Raw genomic sequence first — 23,361 nt, forward strand, 5'->3', positions numbered from 1 at the left:
AAAGGGCTATTGGAAATAGCCCTTTTGTTGCTTGGTATAATTATTTTTGATTAATAGCGTACTTCCCAGTTGAGAGAAGGTCGTAAGTAATGCTGGCAGCTTCATCAAGGAAGGGATCAATTTCAGGAAGATCTTCAGGTAAATCTTCAATTGACTTTACTACTTCCAAACCTTGACGTTTTAAACGTTCATTGGCTCGAGTCAAATTGCGCTCTTCAGCCTCATTCTTCTCTTTAAGCCTTTCAGTCTCAACCAAGGAGATCGTTTTGTCTGCTTTTTTGATTTTATAACGCTCAATATCCTCAAAGATGTAGGCAAACTCAGGATCTTGACTAACGCGTTTGTTATGCTCTAAGACTAACTGTTGCGCTACGGGTTTTGTTTCAGCAAAAGTGGTATAATTAGCTCGAGCTATACTATCCCAAGGTAAGGCCGTTTCTTCTTGGCTTTCGCCCCACTCTTTAGGATCTATAGGCGATGGAAATAATACATCAGGAATAACGCCCATATGCTGCGTACTGCCACCGTCAATACGATAGAATTTTGCAATAGTAAACTGCACACTACCTAAAGGGTTTTCGTACAAATCATAGATACGGCCTAAACCACGATGTTGCTGCACAGTACCTTTACCATAGGTTTGTTCACCAAGAATGAGTGCGCGTTTATAATCTTGTAAGGCTGCAGCAAATATTTCAGAAGCTGAAGCACTGTACCTGTCGACCAATACGGTTAATGGGCCGTCATAAAACACCTTACCATCTACATCTTGTTCAACTCTGATGCGCCCTGCGCCATCACGGATCTGCACAACAGGTCCTTTGTCGATAAACAAGCCAGTCAATAGAGTTGCTTCAGTTAACGAACCCCCACCATTACCACGTAAATCAACAATTATTCCTTGCACCTGTTCTTTATTTAATTTCTCAATTTCTACTTCAACATCAGCATGCAAATTATTATAAAAAGAAGGAATGGTGATTACGCCTAATTTTTCATCTTTATGTGGCCCAGTTTTAGGCACATACACCTCAGATTTAGCGGCTTTGTCTTCTAATTTAATTTTATCGCGTGTCAAAGCAACTATCTCAGGCGTATTGTTTTCGCCGGAGCCTTTTACTACTTGTAAGCGCACAACACTGCCCTTAGGCCCTTTAATTAATTCAACCACTTCGTCTAAGCGCCAGCCAATAACATCCACAAACTCGTCATCGTCTTGGGCAACACCCACAATTTTATCTTCGGGTTTGATTTTTTGCGATTTATCCGCAGGACCGCCAGGAACGACACTGCGAATCACGGTGTAATCATCTTCACTCAATAAAACCGCACCAATTCCTTCAAAAGAAAGGTTCATTTCCATTTGGAACCGTTCAGCATTTCTTGGCGACAAATAACTAGTATGCGCTTCAATAGCGCGAGCAAAAGAATTCATTACCACTTGGAAAACGTCTTCACTACTAGTTTGCGTTAATCGTTTGATTGCTCTTTCATAACGCTTGGTCAGTAATTCTTGTATTTTTGGCCAATCTTTACCGGCTAATTTTAAATTTAAGGCGTCATACTTAACCCGTTGACGCCATAGTTCATCTAATTCGGCCTCGTCTTTTGGCCAAGGTGCATCTTCACGATCAAAAACAAATTCATCATTTGCCACTGTGAAATCGAATTCTTTACTCAGTAAGGTCAGGGCATATTCAAAACGTTTCTCACGTTTTTCCATATTGCTCTGATAGATTTCATAGGCGATAGCCAAGTCACCTACTTCTATCGCATCATCAAATTGAGTTGCATATTTCTCAAATTTTTTGATATCAGCCTGAGTAAAAACATTCCGATTAAAATCGATAGAACGAAGAAAACGGGCATAGATAACTTTCGACAAGTCATCATCTAATTCGATCTGTTTGTAATGCGCTCTTAAAAACTGCGAGGAAATGCGCTTAGCAGAAACAGAATGCTGAGATTCTTGCTCTAAATGCGGCAAACCTTTAACACTTTCACTGTTTTCTATAGCAACTGCATTTGTCCCCATTAGTACTAATGCGGAAATTACAGACAAACGAATCGACTTCATCATACTTACTACCTCTTGGCGCGAGCCAACCTAAGATTATCAACTTGGACTTTGACCACCATTCCGGAATCAAGTTGCACATGCACACCATCTTTATTAACGTCAGTGATCGATGCTGGCATGGGGGTTTTTCCAATTTTTACCGTTACTTGCGTTCCAACAACCAAGTTCTCAGCCGTTAGTTTCTCAGCAGGCGGCAACTTAACCGCAGCTTCAGGCTTTTTAACGGGTTTATCTACTGGTTTGGGTTTTGTTTGTTCTTTATTTTTGTAACTTTTCTTTACAGCTGGTTTTTTAGCTTGCAATTCTTTGCGCTTTTCAGCAACCAAAGCCCGACTTTCATCTAATTGCTTTTTAGCATGTTCAGCATGGTCTTTTTCAATTAGAGCCACGTCGTTGCCATCTAAGTCAACCCGCTGTTGCCCTTCTTTTATAGACTGCAAATAACGCCAGCTATTTGTGTAATGGCGTAGGGAAGAACGGAGTAAGGTTTTACTTACCTTTTCTTCATTTTCTAGTCTTTCGGCTAAATCTTGAAAAATACCAATTTTTAGGGGTTTCGCCGCACCTTGAATAGTAAAACAGGCAGGGAATGATTCAGCTAAAAATGCCAGCACTTCTTTGCTATTTGAAAATTTCTGTGGAGTATCCATTTATTCTTCTAGTGTGTAAGTTATCGAGGTTCTTGAAGCTCATCATCCCAAGTTGCCAATAGTTGGTCAACCCAGTCATGCAAATCATCTTCATCTATGTCGAGTAAATGGCTATCTCTTCGCCAATTTTCCCAAATATATTGGATCATATTCTCTAAAGACTCTACATCTATGTCCTCATCGGCATGATCATACAGCAAATGTAACATAGAATTAAGTTTGTCTGCTGCTTCTTCAGCTTGCTCATCCCAAAAGTCCATGTCATCAATCGTTGCTAATGCGACATGAATATCAATCAGGTGCTTCATGCAAAGCTCGCTTGCAAACTATCAACAATGACTTGCAAACCATCAACATCAGTTTGATCAAAGCGATCGACCAAAGGACTATCTAAATCTAATACAGCAATAATATGACCTGATTTGAACACAGGTAGCACGACTTCTGAGTTTGAAGCGGCATCACAAGCAATGTGCCCAGCAAATTCATGTACATCGCTAACTAATTGCACTGTTTTTTGAGAAACGGCGGTACCACATACCCCTTTACCAAGAGGTATGCGAATACAAGCTGGTTTACCATGAAAGGGACCTAACACTAATTGCTCGTCTTTTAATAAATAAAAGCCTGCCCAATTAACATCCTTCAAGGCCCAATAAAGCAACGAACTAATATTGGCCATATTGGCAATCATATCTGGCTCATCTGCGACTAAAGATGCTGCTTGCTGGGCAAGTTCAGCATAGTGTTGTTGTTTACTTTGACTCATTTATGTTCTCTGTCGATCTAAAAAGACTTAATCAATTAATTCAAATACCACTGATACCTGAGCGCTAGTACTCATTTCTCCTGGCATTGAACCACTTTCACCTCTGGATCTCAATGCCATAAATTTACCTTCTGGCACAACTTGTCCTTGAGACAATTCAGACACCGATAGGGCTTTACCTAATTCCAAGTCTAATACGTCTGCCATATGGTCAGCCCTGCGTTTTGCATCCAACAAGGCTTGTTTTACCGCACTTTGATAGTGTTCATGAGAATGGCTATTTGCATAGCTAAAGCCTTCAATTCGATTGATTTTTAACTTCAATACTCCATCAATCGATTTATCATACATATCTAAGTCGTCCAAGGTAATGTCTATTCTTCGACTTAAAACAAAGCCTTTTTGCTCTGGGGTTTGACCATTATATTCAACCCAAGGGCTAAACTGAACTTGCAGACTCCGAATATTTTTATCCTTTACTTTGAGTTTTTGTAACTGCTCAATTACTTGTGCGGTTTTCTCTGCAACCAATGCATTGAGTTCACTGGCCGAGGGGCCTCGCTCTTCTATTATGACAGTAAAGCTAAATCTATCGGGCACACTGACAACACTTCCTAGACCAGTTACAGTAATTTGACGCTGTTGCCCCTGTTGAATCGGCGGTTTTGGACCGCAGGCACTGAGCAATAATAAGCTTAATATTATTAACTTTTTCATTTATACCTCTTCTGAGCTTCTTATTAGCCTTCATAAAAATAAAAGGCCTGTTTCTATTGTCAGGATTTTACTAGATAACTACGCTAGAGGCTAAACCTAAGTCGTATCAATTTGACTTTAAATAACCAAGTTTCATTTTAAAGGCAATAAATCCACCTCTATTTAAAAAAGCACATAACAAAAAGGACGTTTGCTTAAATACGCAACCGTCCTCATGGTAATTATGTCTGCCGAATTAAATAATAGGTTGGCATCAACAGCGGCTAATCTTCTCCTACAAATTATCAGGTACTCGAACACAACCTTCCATCAATACTCTTGCACTGCGGCTCATAATGGCTTTTGTCACTTGCCATTGCCCATTAATAAGTTCAGCTGCTGCACCTACAGTTAAGGTACCGGATGGATGACCAAAACAGACTGTGCTGCGCTGCCCTCCTCCAGCGGCTAAATTAACCAATGTACCCGGTATGGCGCCAGCCGTTCCAATTGCTACAGCGGCGGTGCCCATCATAGCATGATGGAGTTTACCCATTGACATTGCGCGGACTAATACATCAACATTTTTAGCTAAAATGACCTTACCACTTGATGCTAGATAATCCTGTGGAGCCGCGACGATAGCTATCTTTGGAGTATGTTGACGATTAAGCGCTTCGCTTACATCTTTGATTAAACCCATCTTTACTGCCCCGAACGCTCTTAACGCTTCGAAACGCGCTAAAGCCTTTTCATCTGAGTTAATCGCGTCTTGCAATTCCGTGCCTTGATATCCCAGACTTTGTGCATTAATAAAAATAGTTGGAATACCTGCGTTGATTAGCGTCGCTTGTAGTTTGCCCCCTGGCACTAACTCTTCAGGAACCGTTAAAGTGTCAACCACATTGCCGGTTGGGAAAAGACCGCTGTTATCATCACCTGCATCATCCGCCGGATCGATAAATTCAAGTTGTATTTCAGCCGCAGGAAAAGTCACACCATCGAGTTCAAAATCACCCATTTCTTGCACTTGGCCATCAACAATAGGGACATGGGCAATGATGGTTTTTTGAATATTAGCCTGCCAAATTTTAATACTAACTAGGCCATTTTTTGGTATTTTGTCTACTTCAATAAATCCATTACTAATAGCAAAAGGCCCTACTGCTGCAGATAAATTGCCACAATTACCGCTCCAATCAACAAAATCTTTATCAATAGCAATTTGCCCAAACAAATAGTCAACATCATGATCCGTTTTACTACTCTTGGAAATGATCACCACTTTACTGGTGCTCGATGTTGCCCCGCCCATGCCGTCTGTATGCTTAGAATATGGATCTGGGCTACCAATAATGCGCTGCAATAAACGGTCTCTAAATACACCTGCATGTTGCGCCGCTGCTGGCAAATCTTGCAGCTTAAAAAACACACCCTTGCTAGTACCGCCACGTAAATAGGTTGCGGGGATTTTTATCTGTGGTTTAAAACTCATCATTTTTTCTCGGTTAATAGAAATGGGGTTTCGAGCAAGGCAATTAAACAAACGCTCTCATGCTTTTGCCCGAAACTCATAGCTCGAGGAAACCCGCTCTATAATGTCGCTTCTAAAAAATCTTGCGCAAAACGCTGTAATACGCCCCCTGCTTGATAAATAGACAACTCTTCAGCAGTATCTAAGCGACACTTAACCAACAACTCAAGTACCTCGCCTGTACTGCGCGTCATCATTACCTTTAAGAGTGAACCAGGTGCGATATCACCCACCACATCGAAAGTTTCAGAACCATCAATGGCGAAGGAATGACGATTTTCACCTAGCATAAATTCAAGAGGTAATACCCCCATGCCAACTAAATTAGTGCGGTGAATACGTTCAAAGCCCTCGGCCACAATTACCTCAACACCAGCCAAACGAACCCCTTTAGCAGCCCAATCACGTGACGAGCCCTGACCATAATCAGCCCCAGCAATAATAATCAATGGCTGTTTACGCTGCATATAGGTTTCAATTGCTTCCCACATGCGCATCACCTTACCTTCAGGTTCTACCCGCGTTAAAGAGCCTTGTATTACCTTACCTCCCTCATCTCGTGCCATTTCATTCAATAGTTTGGGGTTAGCAAAGGTGGCGCGTTGCGCCGTTAAGTGATCGCCTCTATGTGTGGCATAAGAGTTAAAGTCGACTTCCGGCAAGCCCATTTTGTGCAAATATTCACCCGCCGCACTGTCTAAGGAAATAGCATTCGATGGTGATAAATGGTCGGTAGTAATGTTGTCACCTAATACGGCCAGTGCGCGCATGTTTTGCATACTGCGTTCACCCGCTAAGGCACCTTCCCAATAGGGAGGACGACGTATATAAGTGCTCTGTTCCCGCCATGCGTACTGCGGATCAATATGCTCGCCATATTCCACTTTTAAATCGAACATAGGTTCATATACTTTACGAAATTGCTCCGGTTTTACACTGCTTTTTACTACCGCATCAATTTCTTCATCACTGGGCCATAAATCAATTAAACGTATCGCCTTACCTTGAGCATCGTAACCAAGAATATCTTTTTCAATATCAAAGCGTATGGTCCCGGCAATCGCATAGGCAACAACGAGCGGAGGCGAAGCCAAAAATGCTTGATCTGCATTGGGATGAATACGACCATCAAAATTACGGTTACCCGATAACACCGCCGTGGCATACAATTTTCTTGCCGTGATTTCTTCAGCAATTTTTGGATCGAGGGCCCCACTCATGCCATTACATGAGGTACAAGCAAAAGCCACAATACCAAAACCCAGTTGCTCTAGTTCGGGTAATAACTGCGCTTCTTCAAGATACAATTGTACTGCTTTAGATCCTGGGGCGAGTGAGGTTTTGACCCAAGGTTTGCGCTGTAAACCAAGTTTGTTGGCATTACGCGCCAACAGTCCAGCAGCAATCATATTGCGAGGATTACTGGTATTGGTACAACTGGTAATAGCCGCAATAATTACTGCGCCGTCTGGCATCAAATCTTTATCATGCTCAACGACGCCACTAATTTTACGCTGGGCCAATTCACTCACGGGCACACAAGCATGTGGATTCGAAGGACCAGCTATATTTCGCACCACTGCTGAAAGATCAAAGTGCAATACTCGCTCGTATTTGGCCTGCGTCATTTCATCAGCCCACAAACCAGTGTGTTTTGCATAAGTTTCAACTAGCTTGACTTGCGCATCTTCACGCCCAGTTAGCGTGAGATAGTCAATAGTTTGCTGATCGATATAGAACATGGCAGCTGTGGCGCCGTATTCTGGGGTCATATTAGAAATCGTTGCCCTATCACCTAAGGTCAGGTGTTTACTGCCCTCACCATAGAATTCTAAATAAGACGATACTACTTTTTGTTCACGTAAAAATTGCGTTAAGGCCAAGACGATATCGGTAGCCGTAATGCCTTCTTTGGGTTTGCCACTTAGCTCAACGCCAATGATATCCGGTAAACGCATGTAAGAAGCCCGGCCTAACATGACACTTTCAGCTTCAAGACCACCAACACCAATGGCGATAACACCCAGAGCATCTACCATGGGTGTATGACTATCCGTCCCGACTAAAGTATCAGGAAAGGCCACCCCATTGCGGCTTTGAATCACTGGCGACATGCGCTCAAGATTAATTTGATGCAATATGCCATTGCCCTGCGGGATCACATCCACATTTTTAAAGGCAGTTTTAGTCCAGTTAATAAAGTGAAAACGGTCTTCGTTGCGTCTGTCTTCAATGGCTCTATTTTTAGCAAAGGCATCTTTATCGAAACCACCAAATTCAACGGCCAAAGAATGGTCAACTACCAATTGAGTCGGCACCACAGGATTAACTTTCGCAGGATCGCCACCTTTGGCCGCAATTGCATCCCGCAGTCCAGCTAAGTCCACTAAAGCGGTCTGACCCAATATATCGTGACATACCACTCGGGCCGGAAACCACGGAAAGTCGAGATCCCGTTTGCGTTCAATCAGTTGTTTTAGCGCATCAACTAATTGAGCGGGTTCACATCTACGGACCAAATTTTCAGCCAGTACTTTTGAGGTATAAGGCAGACCTGCGTAAGCGCCAGGTTGAATGGCATCAACCGCCGCTTGTGTATCGAAATAATCGACAGTAGTGCCGGGTAAGGCACGTCTATATTGGGTATTCATAATGTCCTTTCTTTTAACGAATTAGTGAGTTTCACAGCTTCAATTAACGTTGGGCAATCGGCACCACTTTACGTGGTTGTTCACCAATATAATCGGCGCTGGGTCGAATAATGCGGTTATTTGAGCGTTGCTCCATAACATGAGCAGCCCACCCCGTTAAACGCGAACAAACAAAAATAGGGGTAAACAACTTAGTGGGTATACCCATAAAGTGATAAGCCGATGCATGGAAGAAGTCAGCATTACAAAATAACTTTTTGCTATCCCACATAAATTCTTCACAAGCCACTGAAATGTCATAAAGTGAAGTATCACCAAATTCGTCAGCAAGCTTCTCTGACCAGGCCTTGATAATCACATTACGTGGATCAGTCTCGCGGTAGATGGCGTGTCCAAACCCCATAATTTTCTCTTTACGCTCTAACATACCAGCCATTTGTACTTTTGCATCTTGTGGTGAGGCAAACTTTTGGATCATATCCATGGCCGCCTCGTTAGCGCCGCCGTGCAATGGTCCACGCAATGAGCCAATTGCACCGGTGATACAGGAATACATATCAGACAGGGTTGAGGCACACACCCGAGCGGTAAAAGTCGAGGCATTAAATTCATGCTCAGCGTAGAGGATAAGCGATACATCCATGACCTTTCTATGCAAAGTTGAGGGTGTTTTGCCGAGTAACAAAGCTAAAAAGTGTCCAGAAGTAGAATCTTCTTCAGTAGTGCAGTCAATTTCTACCCCATCGTGACTGTAACGATACCAATAACACATGATGGCAGGGAAAGCGGCTAACAAGCGATTGGCCGCTTGATGTTGCTGGCTAAAATCATTCTCTGGCTCTAAATTGCCCAAGAATGAACAACCGGTGCGCATAACATCCATCGGGTGAGCACTAGCCGGAATAAGTTTTAATACTTCTTTAAGTGCTTGAGGTAAGTCCCTTAGGGATTTAAGTTCTTGTTTGTAACTGTCTAATTGAGTTTGTGTGGGTAAGGCTCCCTCAAACAATAAATAAGCGACTTCTTCAAACGTGGCATTATCAGCTAAATCAGATACATCATATCCACGATAAGTTAAACCAGAGCCTGATTTACCTACGGTACATAAGGCGGTTTGACCGGCACTTTGGCCACGTAAACCGGCACCACTTAATTTTTTATCAACCATTGTATTGTCCTTCTTATCTTGTTTTATTCGGTAATTAATGTCTTTTTGACTGCACTTAGTTATCTTTGTTCGCAGAAAACAAACTATCTAGTTTTTGTTCAAAGTCGTGATAACCCAAATAGTCGTAGAGCTCCATACGTGTTTGCATCAGCTCAATGACCTGCTTTTGGTCACCTTGTTGTAAGATATTTTGGTATACAGTTTCAGCCGCTTTATTCATTGCTCTAAAGGCGCTTAAGGGATAAAGCACCATCGCCGCCCCCCATTCACCTAATTGATCTTTGTTCCACAATTCTGTTTGGCCAAATTCAGTTATGTTAGCCAAAATAGGTACCTTGATAGCTTTTGAAAACGCGCGATAATGTGCTTCTGTTTTAATTGCTTCAGCAAAAATACCATCGGCTCCTGCTTCAACGCAGGCCTGGGCGCGCTCAATGGCTGCTTCTAAGCCTTCTTGGGCGAAGGCATCAGTGCGAGCCATAATAAAAAAGTTATCATCGGTACGCGCATCCACTGCAGCTTTTATGCGGTCAACCATTTCTTCCTTAGAAACAATCGCTTTATTAGGTCTGTGTCCACAGCGCTTTTGGGCCACTTGATCTTCAATATGAACCGCTGCAGCACCCGCCTTGATCATTTCTTTAACGGTGCGTGCAATATTAAATGCTCCGCCCCACCCTGTATCTATGTCCACCAGCAAAGGTAAGTCACTGGCGCTGGTAATACGATTAACATCGATAAGTACATCATTCAGCGAGGTCATGCCTAAGTCCGGTAAACCGTAAGAGGCATTGGCCACCCCAGCTCCTGATAAATAAATGGCTTGATGTCCTGCTTGCTGGGCCATCATGGCGCAATACGCATTAACAGCACCAACAATTTGCAAAGGTTTATTGTCGCTCAAGGCCTGACGGAAACGTGCGCCTGGACTGGATATTTTCGAACTATTCATAGGGTATTCATCCGTTTTTCTACATTAAGGCGAGAAGCTGAAATATGCCTACGCATAAGTATTTCAGCGAGTTCACCATCTTTATCTTCGATGGCTTGAATTATGTTGTGATGTTCTCTAAACGCTTTTTTGGCGCGTGGACTAGCCATTCCAAATTGATAACGATACATGCGTACTAAATAATATAGTTCTTCACATAAAAGCCGGATCAATAATTGATTACCACTGCCAAAAACAATTTTGAAATGAAAGTCTAAATCACCTTCTTTTTGAAAATACGCTTCACCTTGTTGCAAGGCTTCGTGTTGCTCGTGTTCAATAAGAAGTAATTTGAGCTCTGCAATTTGCTCACTACTCATATTTTGCGCCGCAAGATGACAGGCCATGCCTTCTAACGATTCGCGTACACGAAAAATCTCTAATAGCTTTTCTGTCGACAATGTAACCACGCGATAGCCGATATTGGCTTTGCGTTCTAACAGACCACAACCTTCTAAACGGGATAAGGCATCCCGCAAGGTGCTGCGACTAATATCATAATAACGGGCGAGTTCAGGTTCACTGATTTTACTGCCCATAGGCACCAAGCCTTCAACAATGCGCTGACGTAGGTCGCCGAACACCGACTCAGCCCTAGTCGTGACTGTTTTAGTTGTGCTTGAGCTTAATAGGGTTTCTTGCATTATGATTGTCGACAATTTAATTAATGTTAAGCAGTTTAGTCATTTAAAACTAAAGATCAAGATAAATTGTCGACAATATATGAATACTGAAATAATTTGTTTACATTAATACCTGACGTAATGAGTTAACACAGTAATCCACATTCTTTTGTGACGCCCCATAACCCATCAAGCCAATACGCCATACTTTACCAGCCAAGGCTCCCAACCCAGCGCCAATTTCCAAGTTAAACTCATTAAGTAAACGCCCACGAATTGCAGCATCATCAATACCACTGGGGATACGCACCATATTTAATTGTGGCAGGCGGTCTTGTTCTTTCACTACAAATTCCAAGCCTAAGTGTTCAAGGCCTGCACGCAATTTTAGATGCATCGCAGCATGCCTATCCCATGCCCCTTGCAAACCTTCTTCATGTAAAATAAGTAAGGACTCATGCAGAGCATAGATACTATTGACCGGAGCCGTATGATGATAAGCCCGCTTGGTACCCTGCCCCCAATAACCCATCACAAGATCCATATCAAGAAACCAACTTTGCACTGGACTGCGCCGTTGTTTAATCACATCAATTGCCTGTTGACTAAACGAAACGGGTGACAAACCTGGGACACACGATAAACATTTCTGAGTACCTGAATAAATAGCATCTATTTGCCAATCATCTACGGCCAGTTCAATCCCGCCCAAAGAAGTAACGGCATCGACTATGGTTAAACATTCGTACTGCTTAGCTAGGGCACACAGGGCTTTGGCATCATTGCGCACACCGGTAGATGTTTCAGCATGCACAAAGGCCACTGCTTTGGCATCTGGATGCATTTTCAAGGTTTGTTCTAATTTATTAATATCTGTTGCTGTGCCCCATTCATCTTGCACCATAACGGCTTGTCCACCACAACGCTGCACATTTTGCTGCATACGGCCCCCGAATACACCGTTTTGACAAACAATAACCTTATCGCCAGGCTCTACCAAATTAACAAATACAGCTTCCATACCCGCCGAACCTGGGGCTGATACGGGCATAGTTAAGGCATTTTGGGTTTGAAAAGCAAATTGTAATAACTGTTTGGTCTGATCCATTAGATCAACAAATAAGGGATCAAGATGACCTATTGTAGGACGTGATAAAGCATCTAATATGCGAGGATTTACATCTGAAGGACCCGGTCCCATTAAGGTTCTATGGGGTGGAAAAAAACTTTGAAATTTCTGATTCATATTAACAACATCATCTAGCTTAACTTGTCACGATGATTGCAGTTCAACACCAAGTTAACAAGAGGCCATAGTGGTCATAAATAAGATGAATATTATAAGCAATCATCTTGGTTCAATCATTATGGTTTTTATTGATTTTTATTGATTTTTATGTGGAGTAACTATTGAAAAGCTGTGCACAAACTGTGAATAAACATAAAACCCCTTAGTAAAGAGACTAATAAATTATGATATCTATCTGATAATTATAAGAAATAAAAAAACGATCAACAATTGTTTATTTTTTAAGCAGGTATGTTCTACAATTTAAGGCCGGACTGTGATCCAATGCCTTTAATTAAACGTTACTAGATGTATGAAATCCCAGTTAGCGCACGGCTCTGTAAAAGAGTCATTCCCTAAGCCCGAACTATTAATAGTTTCGGGCCTTTTTTTGTGCCGTCGTTTTTGCATTGCTAAACCACAACAAAGGCTAAATAAGCCCTTGAATACTATACCGTTGATGAGGAAGTCATTAAATCCGTAGCGAAACGTTTCGCATTATTCACGTAATACTCTGCTGATTTCTCTAACATTGCTTTTTGATTGTCAGAAATAATTTTAACAATTTTACCCGGTGAGCCCATGACCACTGAACCATCTGGGATGTGCATATTTTCGGTAATCAATGCGTTGGCACCAATCACGCAATGTTTACCTATTTTAGCCCCATTCAAAATAACGCTATTGATGCCAATTAAACTGTAATCGCCTATTTCACAGCCATGTAACATCACTTTATGCCCAACAGTGACTCCTTTGCCAATGACTAATGGCACGCCATGATCAGTATGCAATACCGAGCCATCCTGCACATTGCTGCACTCGCCAACAGTTATCAAGTCGCAATCACCGCGAATAACCACATTAAACCAAACACTACTGTCTTTTTCCAAACAGACTTGGCCGATGATATGGCTACCAGGTGCTATAAAGGCCGGTTGATTAAGCTTAACTTTGTGCTCACCTATAGAATAAATCATATGCTCTCCTCGATATTGCGCATTAAACCTTCTTGCATGGTTGAGGCGACCAACTTACCTTGGCGATTAAAAAATTGGCCCCTAACCAAACCCCTTGCCCCACCGGTAAATGGGCTTTCAGCGCAATATAATAACCAGTCATCAAAATCAAAGGGGTGATGAAACCACATTGCATGATCGATAGTCGCCATGCGTAAGGTTTTATTTCTAGCTGAAATGCCATGAGGTTGCAGACAAGTGCCTAAAAAATGATAGTCAGACGCATAGGCCAACATCGTCTGATTAATATTGATATTACCACCCAGTACTTCTTGCGCTTTCATCCAAATATAACGCTTTGGCTCTTGCACTTGGGGTTTGTAAGGATCAATGGCTTGCACCGTACGAGTATCAATCGGTTTGTGATAACTCAAGGTTTCACGCACACGCAGGGACATATCACTCAGTGATTTTTCATAAAACTTAATGTCTGGTTCAATATCTTCTGGCGCAGGTACATCTGGCATTTCGGCATATTGATGTTCTAAACCCACCTCTGGCAATTGAAAAGACGCCGTCATATAAAAGATATTTCGCCCATTTTGCACAGCTTTAACCCGTCTGGTGGAAAAACTACGCCCATCTCGCACGTTCTCTACGTCAAAGACCACTGGCTGATTAGCATCTCCGGGCAGTAAAAAATAACTATGAAAAGAATGCGTAACTCGGCCCTCAGGCATAGTGAGTTGGGCTGCCGCTAGTGCTTGGCCCATAACTTGACCACCAAATAAGGCGCGAAAACCTAAATCCCAACTTTGCCCACGAAATAAGCCCTGCTCAATTTTTTCAAGGGTCAGTAATTCGACTAATTTAATGTCTGGCATGACTATCTACTCTTCATAATAATGGACTACACTCGTTCTGCTTGTCGAGGATCACGTGGATAAAACTTATCAGGTAATTGCGCTTGAGTCTGGAAAAATCGTGTATCTTTATAGGGTAGTTTCATAAACCCAGAAATTCCTAAGCCCTTAATTTGCGGGATTAAGTCGATAATATCTCGCAATAAACTGCTAAATTCCAGCTCTAGCTTGTGATTAAGCAAAGTATAATAACTGTGAATTTTTAAATGGGTAGGCAAAGCTTCAAAAATAATACAGCCGGTATGATGAATGCTGTTGAGCTGGCGGATAATAGTCAATAACTCGGCAGGCAAGGCTAATAGTTCGTCGGGATCATCCCCATCTTCAAAATAGGAATGCATACGACTCTCATCTTCTGGTAATGAAATACGACTTAATTCATAAGGAATGCGCATCCCCACTTCAGGCATAAAATTCGAATTTTCGTCCACACGTTCTAAATGTAAAGTGTCTCGAGCATTAAACAAACAACACTTAAAAATACCCACTCTTTTAATGGCTCTGGCTAAATAAACCACATTGTTGATGGAGGCCTCGAACGAACATTGCATACTTTGATCGTAAAGATTCAAGCTCGAATCGATATATACCCCTTCATCCTGCCAACGAACGGCTAAGCCACCCACTACCGGATACTTGCCCAAACGACTAACGGCAGAGACAAAGGCTTTTTCTGTTTCACCCATACCTTGCAAATAGTTTTTATAGTAGCGCTCAAATTGCGCATCATTCATATATTGCAGTTCGTGATGCTCGGTAAAAGCCTCTGCGCGCAAAAAAGATTTTCTTGAGCTGTAGACCACGGTATCGATGTCTTTTTCTTTACGCACGACCCAACTGGGTATAAGGGGCTTTGCTTGTTCAAGATGACTATCAATCAGTAAGAGGTTTTTCATAAACTTCATATTCTGCAAGAAATAATCACCACCACGCTGACGCTCTATGGGGTCGTCACTGAGCATAGCACTTAAAGTGCGGGCCAGCTCTCGGGGTAATCCTAATGAATCAGGAGTAATAACTCGCCAGCCAAAACGGCAGGACTGCCCAGAAGCCAAGGCATACAAAGTACTCGCTAAGCCCTGCTCATCAAAACGGGGAGAAGACAAACCACCATTAAGTTGTTCTTCACCAATAAAATAAATATCACCCAAACGCGCATTAGTTTGCTGTAATTCACTGGACATTAAATCCATGATGTTTTGACTAACAAAATGCCCCTGTTCATCAATTTGAGCAAAAACCGATGAACCCCAATCAATCAGTCCAATAGACTCTGATTGTTGATCGAAAACAATGTTAGAAGGTTTAATATCACCATGCACAATAGGCTTTTTGTTACCTTCAGCCTTAAAGTTGCGCAAATAACTCAATACATCGGCTAATTGCACCGCTATTTTAACGATAAGCCGAGGCGATAACGGCCCTTGCTGTAGAGATACTTTTTCTAGATCTTCACCAGGTGCACGCTCCATCACCAGTATGGCTTGCTTTTTGACCCGTTGGAATTCAATCAATGCTGGAACATTGGCATGTTCTACATGGCTTAACATGTAGGCTTCTTCTTCTAATCGGTCTTGAATATGTTGTGGTAAATTAATCCGAGAAAATTTAAAAACAAAACGCTGAGCAGCTTGATCTGAGCTAAGTTCATTTACCCCACGGGAAAGTTGTCCTGCAAAAGCAAAACCAAAGGCGCCCTTACCGATTAATTCAATATTTTTATAACCCAATAATTCAAGTTGTTCGGTACATAACTTAAACCAATCTTTGAGTTTTTTTGCGTCTTTATGGGACAGCAAATAAATAGATTGCTCATCGGGTATATAAAAATGTTTGATCCCTGCTGGCGCTAACATCGTTCAATTTACCCTGTGATTAACCACGTTACTTTACTGCTGGCACTCGGCGATTGGGCTAACAATGGCGTTAATTCTTGCAAAGCGGCCTGCATTCTCTGATCAAACTGCCACGGCGCGTTAATCACCGCTAGCCCAGAGCCATACATGCCTGCACCTTGCTCTTTAGAAGTTACGCATAACTCTATTTGCAGTAAATTCTTAAAGGGCTGAGCTTTAAGTGCATTTAACAGTGCCTCACTTTTGCCCATTTTACTTTGTGCATAGTGAACGTCACTCTCGTTGTCATGGCGATTAGCAATCAGCGGGTACCAAACAACAAACATTCCGGTACTCCAGCGTTTCACTGCCTTGATGACCATATCGGCAACCTGTTGATATTCGCTCGCCACCTCATAAGACGGATCGATTAATACCAGCCCTCTAGGCAGTGCTGGAGGCGTCATCGCTAGCAAGCCTTCAAACCCATCGCGATGATGAATACTCACATTTTTGCCACTTATATTTTCGCGTAAATTATCAATCTCTTGATTATGCCATTCCATTAACACCAGTTTGTCTTGGTCGCGCATTAAGCAGCGGGCGATTTCTGGTGAGCCTGGATAATTTCCATGACGATGATATTGCGCGATTAAATCGATATAAGTTTTAATATCAGAATTAGCCCCTTGATATTGCATCAGGCGCTCAATACCTTGTTGAAATTCCATCGTTTTTTGTGCGTTATCAGAACCCAGATCATATAAACCCGCCCCACTATGGGTATCGAAGTACATAAAACCCTTTTCTTTTTCTTTGAGTTTTTCAATTAATAGCAACTGACCTAAGTGCTTTAATACATCGGCGTGGTTGCCAGCATGAAAACTATGACGATAACTAAACAATGATCGAACTCCAACTAAGTGACTAGACTGTAAAAACAAACCCGCAATTAAGCGGGTTTATTTAAAATCAAACGGCGTTATTTTAATTCTACCAACATTGTAAGCGGATTTTCCAAATAAGACTTCCATAAATTATTAAATCTCACCATGGTGGCCCCATCGATTATGCGATGATCCCCCGACCAACTTACTTGCATGATATTAACCGCCACCACATTATCGTTGGCATCAAAGCGCGGTAGTCGCTGTATTTTGCCTAAAGCAACGATGGCTGACTCCGGTGCATTGATAACAGGCGTCGCAACGGTACCGCCCAAGACGCCAATGTTGGAAATACTAATAGTACCGCCTTTCAAATCTGCGGTTTTCAACTTCCCTTGGCGACCCAATTCCACTAAGTCATTGGTCTTTTGGGCAATTTCGAATAAGGAAAGATGTTGTACCCCTTTTAAATTAGGCACCAACAACCCGATTTTTGAATCAATGGCTAAACCAATATTATGCTCGTCAAAGTAGGTAATTTCAGTGCAATCTGAATTTACCTGACTATTAATAATCGGGAACTGTTTTAAAGCCAGCGACAATGCCTTCATAAAAAACGGCATAAAGCTCAACTTAACGCCCTGATTAGCAAATTGCTCCTTTAATCGATTACGGACCGCAATCAAATTATCCAGTTCGATTTCATCGCTCACCGTAAAATGCGGCACTGTTGTCACAGCGTGCAACATTTGTTTGGCCATAACCGCTTTTATGCCACGAATTTGTTCTTTACGGATCCCGCCAACACTCTCAACCGTTGCGGCTTTAACAGGCGCAAGCTTAGTCTCGTTTGATGCTGGAGCGCTCAAATCACATTTAAGCACTCTGCCCTTATCACCACTGCCTTTGACAGAAGCTAAATCCACATCGAGTTCACGAGCCATACGACGCACTGCAGGACTGGCCAAGGCCTTTCCTTTGCCCATAGCGGGTAAGTCATTTGCTGCAGCACTGTGTGAAGGCTCAGAACTTACTTGTGCAGGTTGTTGGGCATTTTGCACTTTTTGTGCTGCAGGGGCATTACCCGAATCTTTGACTTGCATGGCAAACAAAGGAGTGTGGACCCGGGCAATATCGCCTTGAGCATAGTATAACTTGCTTACTTTGCCCGAGTATTTAGCGGGTATTTCGACCAAGGCTTTGTCTGTCATGACTTCAACCACGGCTTGGTCTTCAAGGATTTCATCACCTTCATTGACCAACCACTTGACTAATTCACACTCAACTATGCCCTCTCCAATATCCGGTAGAATAAAGTCAATTGAATCTCCGTCAACTTTGCTGGTTTGTGCCGTTTGAGTACTCTCTGGCGTTGCTGGTGCTGATGCAACCTCGGGTGCGACCTGCCGAGGTGCGACCTGCCGAGGTGCGGCCTGCTGAGGTGCAGCCTGCTGGTCAGCGCCATCAATTTGCATCGCAAACAAAGGTGCATGAACTTTGGCAATCTCGCCGGTTTTATAATAAAGCTTCAACACTTTACCTGAATACATGGCAGGAATTTGTACGGTAGCCTTGTCAGTCATGACCTCTGCCACCGGCTGATCTTCAACAATAACATCGCCCTCGGCCACTAACCATTCAAGCAATTCACATTCAACAATGCCTTCACCAATATCTGGCAAAATAAAATCAGTCACTTATCTGTGCTCCTATTTGGCTAGAAATTAACGCAGCGAACAATCGCTTCGTAAATTTTGAGGTGGTCAGGCATATACTCTTTCTCATGGGCTAAGGGATAAGGAGTATCCAAACCACATACGCGAGTAATCGGTGATTCAAGATATAAAAAGCACTTCTCTTGAATACTGGCGGCGATTTCACTAGCGAACCCTCCGGTTTGCGGGGCTTCGTGACTAATCAACAAACGACCAGTTTTTTGTACTGATATGGCAACGGTTTCACGATCCCAGGGTAAAATACTGCGTAAATCTAATACCTCGCAGGATATACCGTCTTTTTCTGCCATTTGGGCCGCTTTTTCCATAACCTCCATTTGCGCCCCCCAAGCTAACAGCGTGATATCAGTACCTTGCGAAACAACCTCCGCTTTACCTAAGGGTAAAGTATAGTCATGTTCAGGTACCTCCCCAACTGATGCGCGATACAGGCGTTTGGGCTCCATAAATAACACTGGGTTGTCATCGCGAATTGACGCTAACAACAAACCTTTGGCTTGGTACGGATTGCGTGGCACAACTATTTTTAAGCCCGGTACATGGGCAAAAAAGGCTTCGGGTGACTGCGAATGATACAAACCACCGGCAATACCACCGCCGTATGGAGTCCGAATCGTTAATGTTCCACAGCTAAATTGACCACCTGAACGATAACGCCATTTCGCGGTTTCATTCACAATTTGATCAAAAGCCGGAAAAATATAATCGGCGAATTGAATTTCTGCCACCGGTACTGAGCCCTGTGAGGCCAAACCATTGGCAAATCCAATAATACCTTGTTCGGTTAAAGGGGTATTAAAACAACGGCCCTTGCCAAATTTTTCTTGTAGATTACTGGTGGCTCTAAATACTCCACCAAAGTGTCCAACGTCTTCGCCAAAAACCATGACCTTTTCATTTTCAGTCATTGCAGTAATCAACGCGCTATTGACCGCTTGCAACATATTCATTTTAGCCATTACAGTCTCCCCGCCGTTTTTGGATAGGCTTCAGGATATTTGGCAATATGGGCCTTTAATTCAGCCAGTTGTTCTTTGAGATGCCAAGGTGGTGTGTCATAAACGTCAGTAATAATGTCATCAATTTTACACACCGGTACTTTTTCCACGCGCTTTAACTCACTCAATACGTCTTGACGACTTTGCTCCAAGAAGGCTTTGTTTTGCTCTTCGTTATACCAACCCTGACTTTGCATCCAAGCAGCAAATCGCAATACGGGATCTTTGGCTCGCCAGCGTTCTTCTTCGTCTTTAGAACGATAACCAGTGGGGTCATCAGAGGTGGAGTGTGCAGCCAAACGATAAGTCATGGCTTCAATTAATACCGGACAATTTTCCGCCAAGGCTAATTCACGTGCTTTCTGGGTTGCAGCAAATACCGCCAATACGTCATTACCGTCAACACGAATGGTTTTAATACCATAACCGATGCCGCGTGAAGCTATACCATCACCCGCAAACTGCTCTTCAGAGGGGGTAGAAATGGCGTAACCATTATTCCGACAGAAAAAGATCACCGGGCAATGCAGCACAGCGGCCATATTTAAACCGGCATGAAAATCACCTTCAGACGCAGCACCCTCTCCAAAGTAACAAATGGTTACTGCAGGCTGCCCTGCCATTTTTTGCCCATAAGCATAACCACTAGCTTGCGGAATTTGGGTACCTAGAGGCGACGAGATGGTCATAAAATTAAGTTCTTTTACCCCATAATGAATAGGCATTTGACGCCCTTTATTCGGGTCTTTTTCATTGCTGAACATCTGATCCATAAATTGTTCGGTGCTATAACCACGAAACGCCAAGGTACCTTGCTCGCGGTATTGCGACATAATCATGTCTTGCGGTTCAAGCGCAGCAGCACTGCCCACAGTAGACGCCTCTTCACCTGTACAGGCCAAATAAAAACTGATCCGCCCTTGCCGCTGAGCCGCCACCATACGCTCGTCTAGGATCCGGATATATTGCATTGTAGTTAGAATTTTTTCTGCAAGTTCCTTTTCCATGTCCGGTAATGTCGCCTCTTTGTGAGGTACACCATCGGCTTGTAAAATTTGTAACATCGGAATATCGACCAGGCCGTTGCTTATCACATTTACCTGATGACTAAGACCGATATTGGATAAATGATTTCTGTCTTTCATTTACTTACCTTGTGAAGGATATAAACCATAGTGTAGGTTTATCGTTTATAGCTTGTTATAAGTTTGTAAAGAATAGTGGAGTATTTGGAATAAGGCCTTGCGATTTAAGCGAGCGGAATAAAAACTAAACAAATAACTGACTAATAAACCTCACTAAAGATGATGTTTATCCTACAAATCATAAAAGACCAAAGGTAAAGTGTTAATCAAATTGAAATAGTCATCCTAATGAAAAATCTGGATTGGGTTTTATAGATATTTTAGCCACAGTCATGCATGAGGGTTTAAGTAGGTAAAACGCTAACTAGGGACTACCCCGATTGTTTTTGGAATTTAATTTAATAAATAAGTTTGACTAAATAATTAGCTTTTTCCGACATAGAAAACTTAAGCGTCGGCGGCAGCAGAACTCTAAAAGGCAGTATATAAGGATATTTAAGGCCTGAGTTAATTGGGAGAGTTTATAGTAATTAGTAGAGTGTCTTTCTCAACACTCAATCAAGTAAAATAAATAACTGAGATTAACTAACATAAACAATGTCCCAAACAAGACAGCCATAACAATGACTTTAAAAATCGAGTGTCTAAATGCGATTAATTCGGCATTTTTATTCAGAGCCACAGTGGTAAAAAGACATAGAAATAAATAGGAAATAAATAGGACAGCCATAATAGAAATAAACTGTCCCAAACAAGACAGCCATAATAGAAATAAACAGAATAAACAGAATAAACAGAATGAAATAAACAGGACAGCCATAATAGAAATAAACAGAATAAACAGGACAGCCATAACAATGACTTTACAAATCGAGTGTCTAAATGCGATTAATTCGGCATTTTTATTCAGAGCCACAGTGGTAAAAAGACATAAAATAAAACCATCCATGGGGTCCAAAGCGCAAGTTTTGGTCAACTAGCGTTAGGTTATAAGCCTTATTGGAATTTGCGGAGCCGGTGTATGTTAGACAGAGAAAATACAGGTCTTATTGTGGTCGATATTCAGGGGAAACTTGCTCGTTTAGTCCATGACAGTAATACGTTGATTACTAATTGCGAAAAGCTTATCAAAGGCGCCCAATTTCTAGGACTACCGATCATCTGTCTAGAACAAAATCCAGACAAACTAGGCGCTTCGGTTGATGAAATTCGTTTACTGATAAACCGAGCTGATACATTAGCTAAATTTACCTTCAACGCCTGCCAAGAACCCACATTTGTCGATGCTGTCAGAGCGACCAACATAGATACATGGCTTGTTTGTGGGATCGAAACCCATATTTGTGTCTATCAAACGGCAATAGGCTTGGCAGAGCTGGGCTATAAAATAAAGTTAGTCAGTGATTGTACTTCTTCTCGCACATTTACAAACAAACAACTTGGAGTCAGTCAGCTCATGAATAAAGGTGTTGATATTACCGGATTGGAAATGTGTTTGTATGAGCTTGTTAAGGATTGTAGATCACCTGAGTTTAGACAAATTCTTGCTTTAGTTCGGTAAACAAAACGCTGTTAAGGGCTTGCTCACACAGAGGTTTAAAAGCTAGCTAGCGCTGTTACCACACGGCCAGTTTTGGAAAGTGTAAAAAAAGCCTCACAAGGAGGCTTTCAAAAGGGCATAAATAATATTATTGAAAATGCCGTTCGCGTTTTGTTTCAATCGTATCAATATAACCATGCCAAGTGGCGTAACCAATGATCGGCATTAAAATAACAAACCCTACAAACCAAGTAGCAAAACCAATAAGCACTGCCAACATGATAATACCTGCCCACAATAACATTGGGCCTTTATTGGTCCATACGCTATTCATGCTGGTTAAGACCGCGGTGGCTAAGTCGACTTTGCGCTCCATTAAAATAGGTTGAGTAAATGCGCTTAAGAAGAATACCAATAAAGTAAAGCCTGCACCGACTACCGTACCCACGGCTAAAAATGGAATGAGATTGTCCCAGTTTGGGTCAAGGTAAGGGGGATATAAGGCGTGGATAATGGATGCGATGCGCAACCAAAAAATCATCAGTACCATTAGCATAATACCCAAACCCCATTCATTGACGGCGTTGCGTTTTATGGCTTTTATACTGTGCCACAAGCTTGGAACATGATTTTTTTCTAATTCCCAACTTACGTCATATAAGCCAGCGGCTAAAAAAGGACCAATTAACATAAAACAAACTATGGCCGGCATAATGACTAAGTGCCAACCGGTTAACTGCACTAAATAAGTAATGAACCATGGAATTGCAGCAAAGATGATACCAAAAAACAGTGTCAGAATCGGGGCTCGCTGGGCATCACGTATACCCAATACTAACCACTTAAAAGGGTCACTAAATTCGAGCTTTTTACATGGAATAACGCGGGCAATGTGACTATCCACTATTGCGTTGTGTTGTTCTTCTTTAAAATGTTCTGACATAATTT

The 23,361-nt window shown here is 42.2% G+C and carries 20 protein-coding genes; 1 reads left to right on the top strand and 19 read right to left on the bottom strand.

Annotated elements, in window-relative coordinates; all coding sequences use genetic code 11:
- Window positions 1–40: 40 nt before the first annotated feature.
- The 18 genes from prc to ABKW31_RS15795 all read right to left on the bottom strand — a co-directional run bounded on the left by prc (window position 41) and on the right by ABKW31_RS15795 (window position 20,933).
- Window positions 41–2,080, bottom strand: a complete 2,040-nt coding sequence (gene prc, locus ABKW31_RS15710) for a carboxy terminal-processing peptidase (RefSeq protein WP_348617514.1) — start codon at window positions 2,078–2,080, stop codon at window positions 41–43.
- A gap of 5 nt (window positions 2,081–2,085) precedes the next feature.
- Window positions 2,086–2,730, bottom strand: coding sequence for an RNA chaperone ProQ (gene proQ, locus ABKW31_RS15715; RefSeq protein WP_348617515.1), 645 nt, complete (start codon window positions 2,728–2,730; stop codon window positions 2,086–2,088).
- 20 nt (window positions 2,731–2,750) lie between these two features.
- On the bottom strand, window positions 2,751–3,038 hold the full coding sequence (locus ABKW31_RS15720) for a hypothetical protein (protein ID WP_348617516.1): 288 nt from the start codon (window positions 3,036–3,038) through the stop codon (window positions 2,751–2,753).
- The gene (locus ABKW31_RS15725) at window positions 3,035–3,499 is read right to left on the bottom strand and encodes a GAF domain-containing protein (protein WP_348617517.1); all 465 of its coding nucleotides are present in this window, start codon (window positions 3,497–3,499) and stop codon (window positions 3,035–3,037) included. Before ABKW31_RS15725 ends, ABKW31_RS15720 begins: the two co-directional genes overlap by 4 nt.
- 27 nt (window positions 3,500–3,526) lie before the next feature.
- Entirely contained in the window at window positions 3,527–4,216 is a 690-nt protein-coding gene (locus ABKW31_RS15730) for an SIMPL domain-containing protein (RefSeq protein WP_348617518.1), read from the bottom strand.
- Window positions 4,217–4,490: 274 nt separating this feature from the next.
- Window positions 4,491–5,690: a 2-methylaconitate cis-trans isomerase PrpF gene (prpF, locus tag ABKW31_RS15735; protein WP_348617546.1), complete on the bottom strand. Its 1,200-nt coding sequence runs from the start codon at window positions 5,688–5,690 to the stop codon at window positions 4,491–4,493.
- A gap of 98 nt (window positions 5,691–5,788) precedes the next feature.
- On the bottom strand, window positions 5,789–8,380 hold the full coding sequence (gene acnD / locus ABKW31_RS15740) for a Fe/S-dependent 2-methylisocitrate dehydratase AcnD (protein WP_348617519.1): 2,592 nt from the start codon (window positions 8,378–8,380) through the stop codon (window positions 5,789–5,791).
- A 43-nt stretch (window positions 8,381–8,423) separates the two neighbouring features.
- The gene (prpC, locus tag ABKW31_RS15745) at window positions 8,424–9,548 is read right to left on the bottom strand and encodes a 2-methylcitrate synthase (protein WP_348617520.1); all 1,125 of its coding nucleotides are present in this window, start codon (window positions 9,546–9,548) and stop codon (window positions 8,424–8,426) included.
- A 55-nt stretch (window positions 9,549–9,603) separates the two neighbouring features.
- Entirely contained in the window at window positions 9,604–10,500 is an 897-nt protein-coding gene (gene prpB / locus ABKW31_RS15750; protein WP_348617521.1) for a methylisocitrate lyase, read from the bottom strand.
- Window positions 10,497–11,183 (bottom strand): GntR family transcriptional regulator, encoded by a 687-nt coding sequence (locus tag ABKW31_RS15755; protein WP_348617522.1) that lies wholly within the window; start codon window positions 11,181–11,183, stop codon window positions 10,497–10,499. The genes prpB and ABKW31_RS15755 overlap by 4 nt, the downstream gene beginning before the upstream one ends.
- Window positions 11,184–11,283: 100 nt before the next feature.
- Window positions 11,284–12,408, bottom strand: coding sequence for an alanine--glyoxylate aminotransferase family protein (locus tag ABKW31_RS15760; protein WP_348617523.1), 1,125 nt, complete (start codon window positions 12,406–12,408; stop codon window positions 11,284–11,286).
- Window positions 12,409–12,899: 491 nt separating this feature from the next.
- On the bottom strand, window positions 12,900–13,430 hold the full coding sequence (locus tag ABKW31_RS15765) for a gamma carbonic anhydrase family protein (RefSeq protein ID WP_348617524.1): 531 nt from the start codon (window positions 13,428–13,430) through the stop codon (window positions 12,900–12,902).
- Complete coding sequence (locus tag ABKW31_RS15770; protein ID WP_348617525.1) at window positions 13,427–14,293, bottom strand: acyl-CoA thioesterase domain-containing protein; 867 nt, start codon at window positions 14,291–14,293, stop codon at window positions 13,427–13,429. Before ABKW31_RS15770 ends, ABKW31_RS15765 begins: the two co-directional genes overlap by 4 nt.
- 26 nt (window positions 14,294–14,319) lie before the next feature.
- On the bottom strand, window positions 14,320–16,188 hold the full coding sequence (locus ABKW31_RS15775; protein ID WP_348617526.1) for a protein kinase: 1,869 nt from the start codon (window positions 16,186–16,188) through the stop codon (window positions 14,320–14,322).
- 8 nt (window positions 16,189–16,196) lie between these two features.
- Window positions 16,197–17,072, bottom strand: coding sequence for a 23S rRNA (adenine(2030)-N(6))-methyltransferase RlmJ (gene rlmJ, locus ABKW31_RS15780; protein ID WP_348617527.1), 876 nt, complete (start codon window positions 17,070–17,072; stop codon window positions 16,197–16,199).
- A 77-nt stretch (window positions 17,073–17,149) separates the two neighbouring features.
- Window positions 17,150–18,751: a dihydrolipoyllysine-residue acetyltransferase gene (locus ABKW31_RS15785; RefSeq protein ID WP_348617528.1), complete on the bottom strand. Its 1,602-nt coding sequence runs from the start codon at window positions 18,749–18,751 to the stop codon at window positions 17,150–17,152.
- Between the two features lie 20 nt (window positions 18,752–18,771).
- Entirely contained in the window at window positions 18,772–19,749 is a 978-nt protein-coding gene (locus ABKW31_RS15790) for an alpha-ketoacid dehydrogenase subunit beta (RefSeq protein ID WP_348617529.1), read from the bottom strand.
- Complete coding sequence (locus ABKW31_RS15795) at window positions 19,749–20,933, bottom strand: thiamine pyrophosphate-dependent dehydrogenase E1 component subunit alpha (protein ID WP_348617530.1); 1,185 nt, start codon at window positions 20,931–20,933, stop codon at window positions 19,749–19,751. The genes ABKW31_RS15790 and ABKW31_RS15795 overlap by 1 nt, the downstream gene beginning before the upstream one ends.
- Window positions 20,934–21,894: 961 nt before the next feature.
- On the opposite strand from ABKW31_RS15795, the gene ABKW31_RS15800 reads away from it, so the two are divergent.
- A complete protein-coding gene (locus ABKW31_RS15800) occupies window positions 21,895–22,434 on the top strand; it encodes an isochorismatase family protein (RefSeq protein ID WP_348617531.1) in 540 nt (179 codons plus the stop codon).
- 127 nt (window positions 22,435–22,561) lie between these two features.
- Here ABKW31_RS15800 and ABKW31_RS15805 read toward each other — a convergent pair whose 3' ends face one another.
- Complete coding sequence (locus tag ABKW31_RS15805; RefSeq protein WP_348617532.1) at window positions 22,562–23,356, bottom strand: DUF2189 domain-containing protein; 795 nt, start codon at window positions 23,354–23,356, stop codon at window positions 22,562–22,564.
- Window positions 23,357–23,361: the final 5 nt, after the last annotated feature.

This window comes from Paraglaciecola sp. 25GB23A, from assembly GCF_040012495.1.
Classification (GTDB): Bacteria; Pseudomonadota; Gammaproteobacteria; order Enterobacterales; family Alteromonadaceae; genus Paraglaciecola.

Coding starts and splice junctions, on each gene's coding strand:
- prc (WP_348617514.1), bottom strand. CDS start 2,080: ATGATGAAGTCGATTCGTTTGTCTGTAATTTCCGCATTAGTACTAATG.
- proQ (WP_348617515.1), bottom strand. CDS start 2,730: ATGGATACTCCACAGAAATTTTCAAATAGCAAAGAAGTGCTGGCATTT.
- ABKW31_RS15720 (WP_348617516.1), bottom strand. CDS start 3,038: ATGAAGCACCTGATTGATATTCATGTCGCATTAGCAACGATTGATGAC.
- ABKW31_RS15725 (WP_348617517.1), bottom strand. CDS start 3,499: ATGAGTCAAAGTAAACAACAACACTATGCTGAACTTGCCCAGCAAGCA.
- ABKW31_RS15730 (WP_348617518.1), bottom strand. CDS start 4,216: ATGAAAAAGTTAATAATATTAAGCTTATTATTGCTCAGTGCCTGCGGT.
- prpF (WP_348617546.1), bottom strand. CDS start 5,690: ATGAGTTTTAAACCACAGATAAAAATCCCCGCAACCTATTTACGTGGC.
- acnD (WP_348617519.1), bottom strand. CDS start 8,380: ATGAATACCCAATATAGACGTGCCTTACCCGGCACTACTGTCGATTAT.
- prpC (WP_348617520.1), bottom strand. CDS start 9,548: ATGGTTGATAAAAAATTAAGTGGTGCCGGTTTACGTGGCCAAAGTGCC.
- prpB (WP_348617521.1), bottom strand. CDS start 10,500: ATGAATAGTTCGAAAATATCCAGTCCAGGCGCACGTTTCCGTCAGGCC.
- ABKW31_RS15755 (WP_348617522.1), bottom strand. CDS start 11,183: ATGCAAGAAACCCTATTAAGCTCAAGCACAACTAAAACAGTCACGACT.
- ABKW31_RS15760 (WP_348617523.1), bottom strand. CDS start 12,408: ATGAATCAGAAATTTCAAAGTTTTTTTCCACCCCATAGAACCTTAATG.
- ABKW31_RS15765 (WP_348617524.1), bottom strand. CDS start 13,430: ATGATTTATTCTATAGGTGAGCACAAAGTTAAGCTTAATCAACCGGCC.
- ABKW31_RS15770 (WP_348617525.1), bottom strand. CDS start 14,293: ATGCCAGACATTAAATTAGTCGAATTACTGACCCTTGAAAAAATTGAG.
- ABKW31_RS15775 (WP_348617526.1), bottom strand. CDS start 16,188: ATGTTAGCGCCAGCAGGGATCAAACATTTTTATATACCCGATGAGCAA.
- ABKW31_RS15790 (WP_348617529.1), bottom strand. CDS start 19,749: ATGGCTAAAATGAATATGTTGCAAGCGGTCAATAGCGCGTTGATTACT.
- ABKW31_RS15795 (WP_348617530.1), bottom strand. CDS start 20,933: ATGAAAGACAGAAATCATTTATCCAATATCGGTCTTAGTCATCAGGTA.
- ABKW31_RS15800 (WP_348617531.1), top strand. CDS start 21,895: ATGTTAGACAGAGAAAATACAGGTCTTATTGTGGTCGATATTCAGGGG.
- ABKW31_RS15805 (WP_348617532.1), bottom strand. CDS start 23,356: ATGTCAGAACATTTTAAAGAAGAACAACACAACGCAATAGTGGATAGT.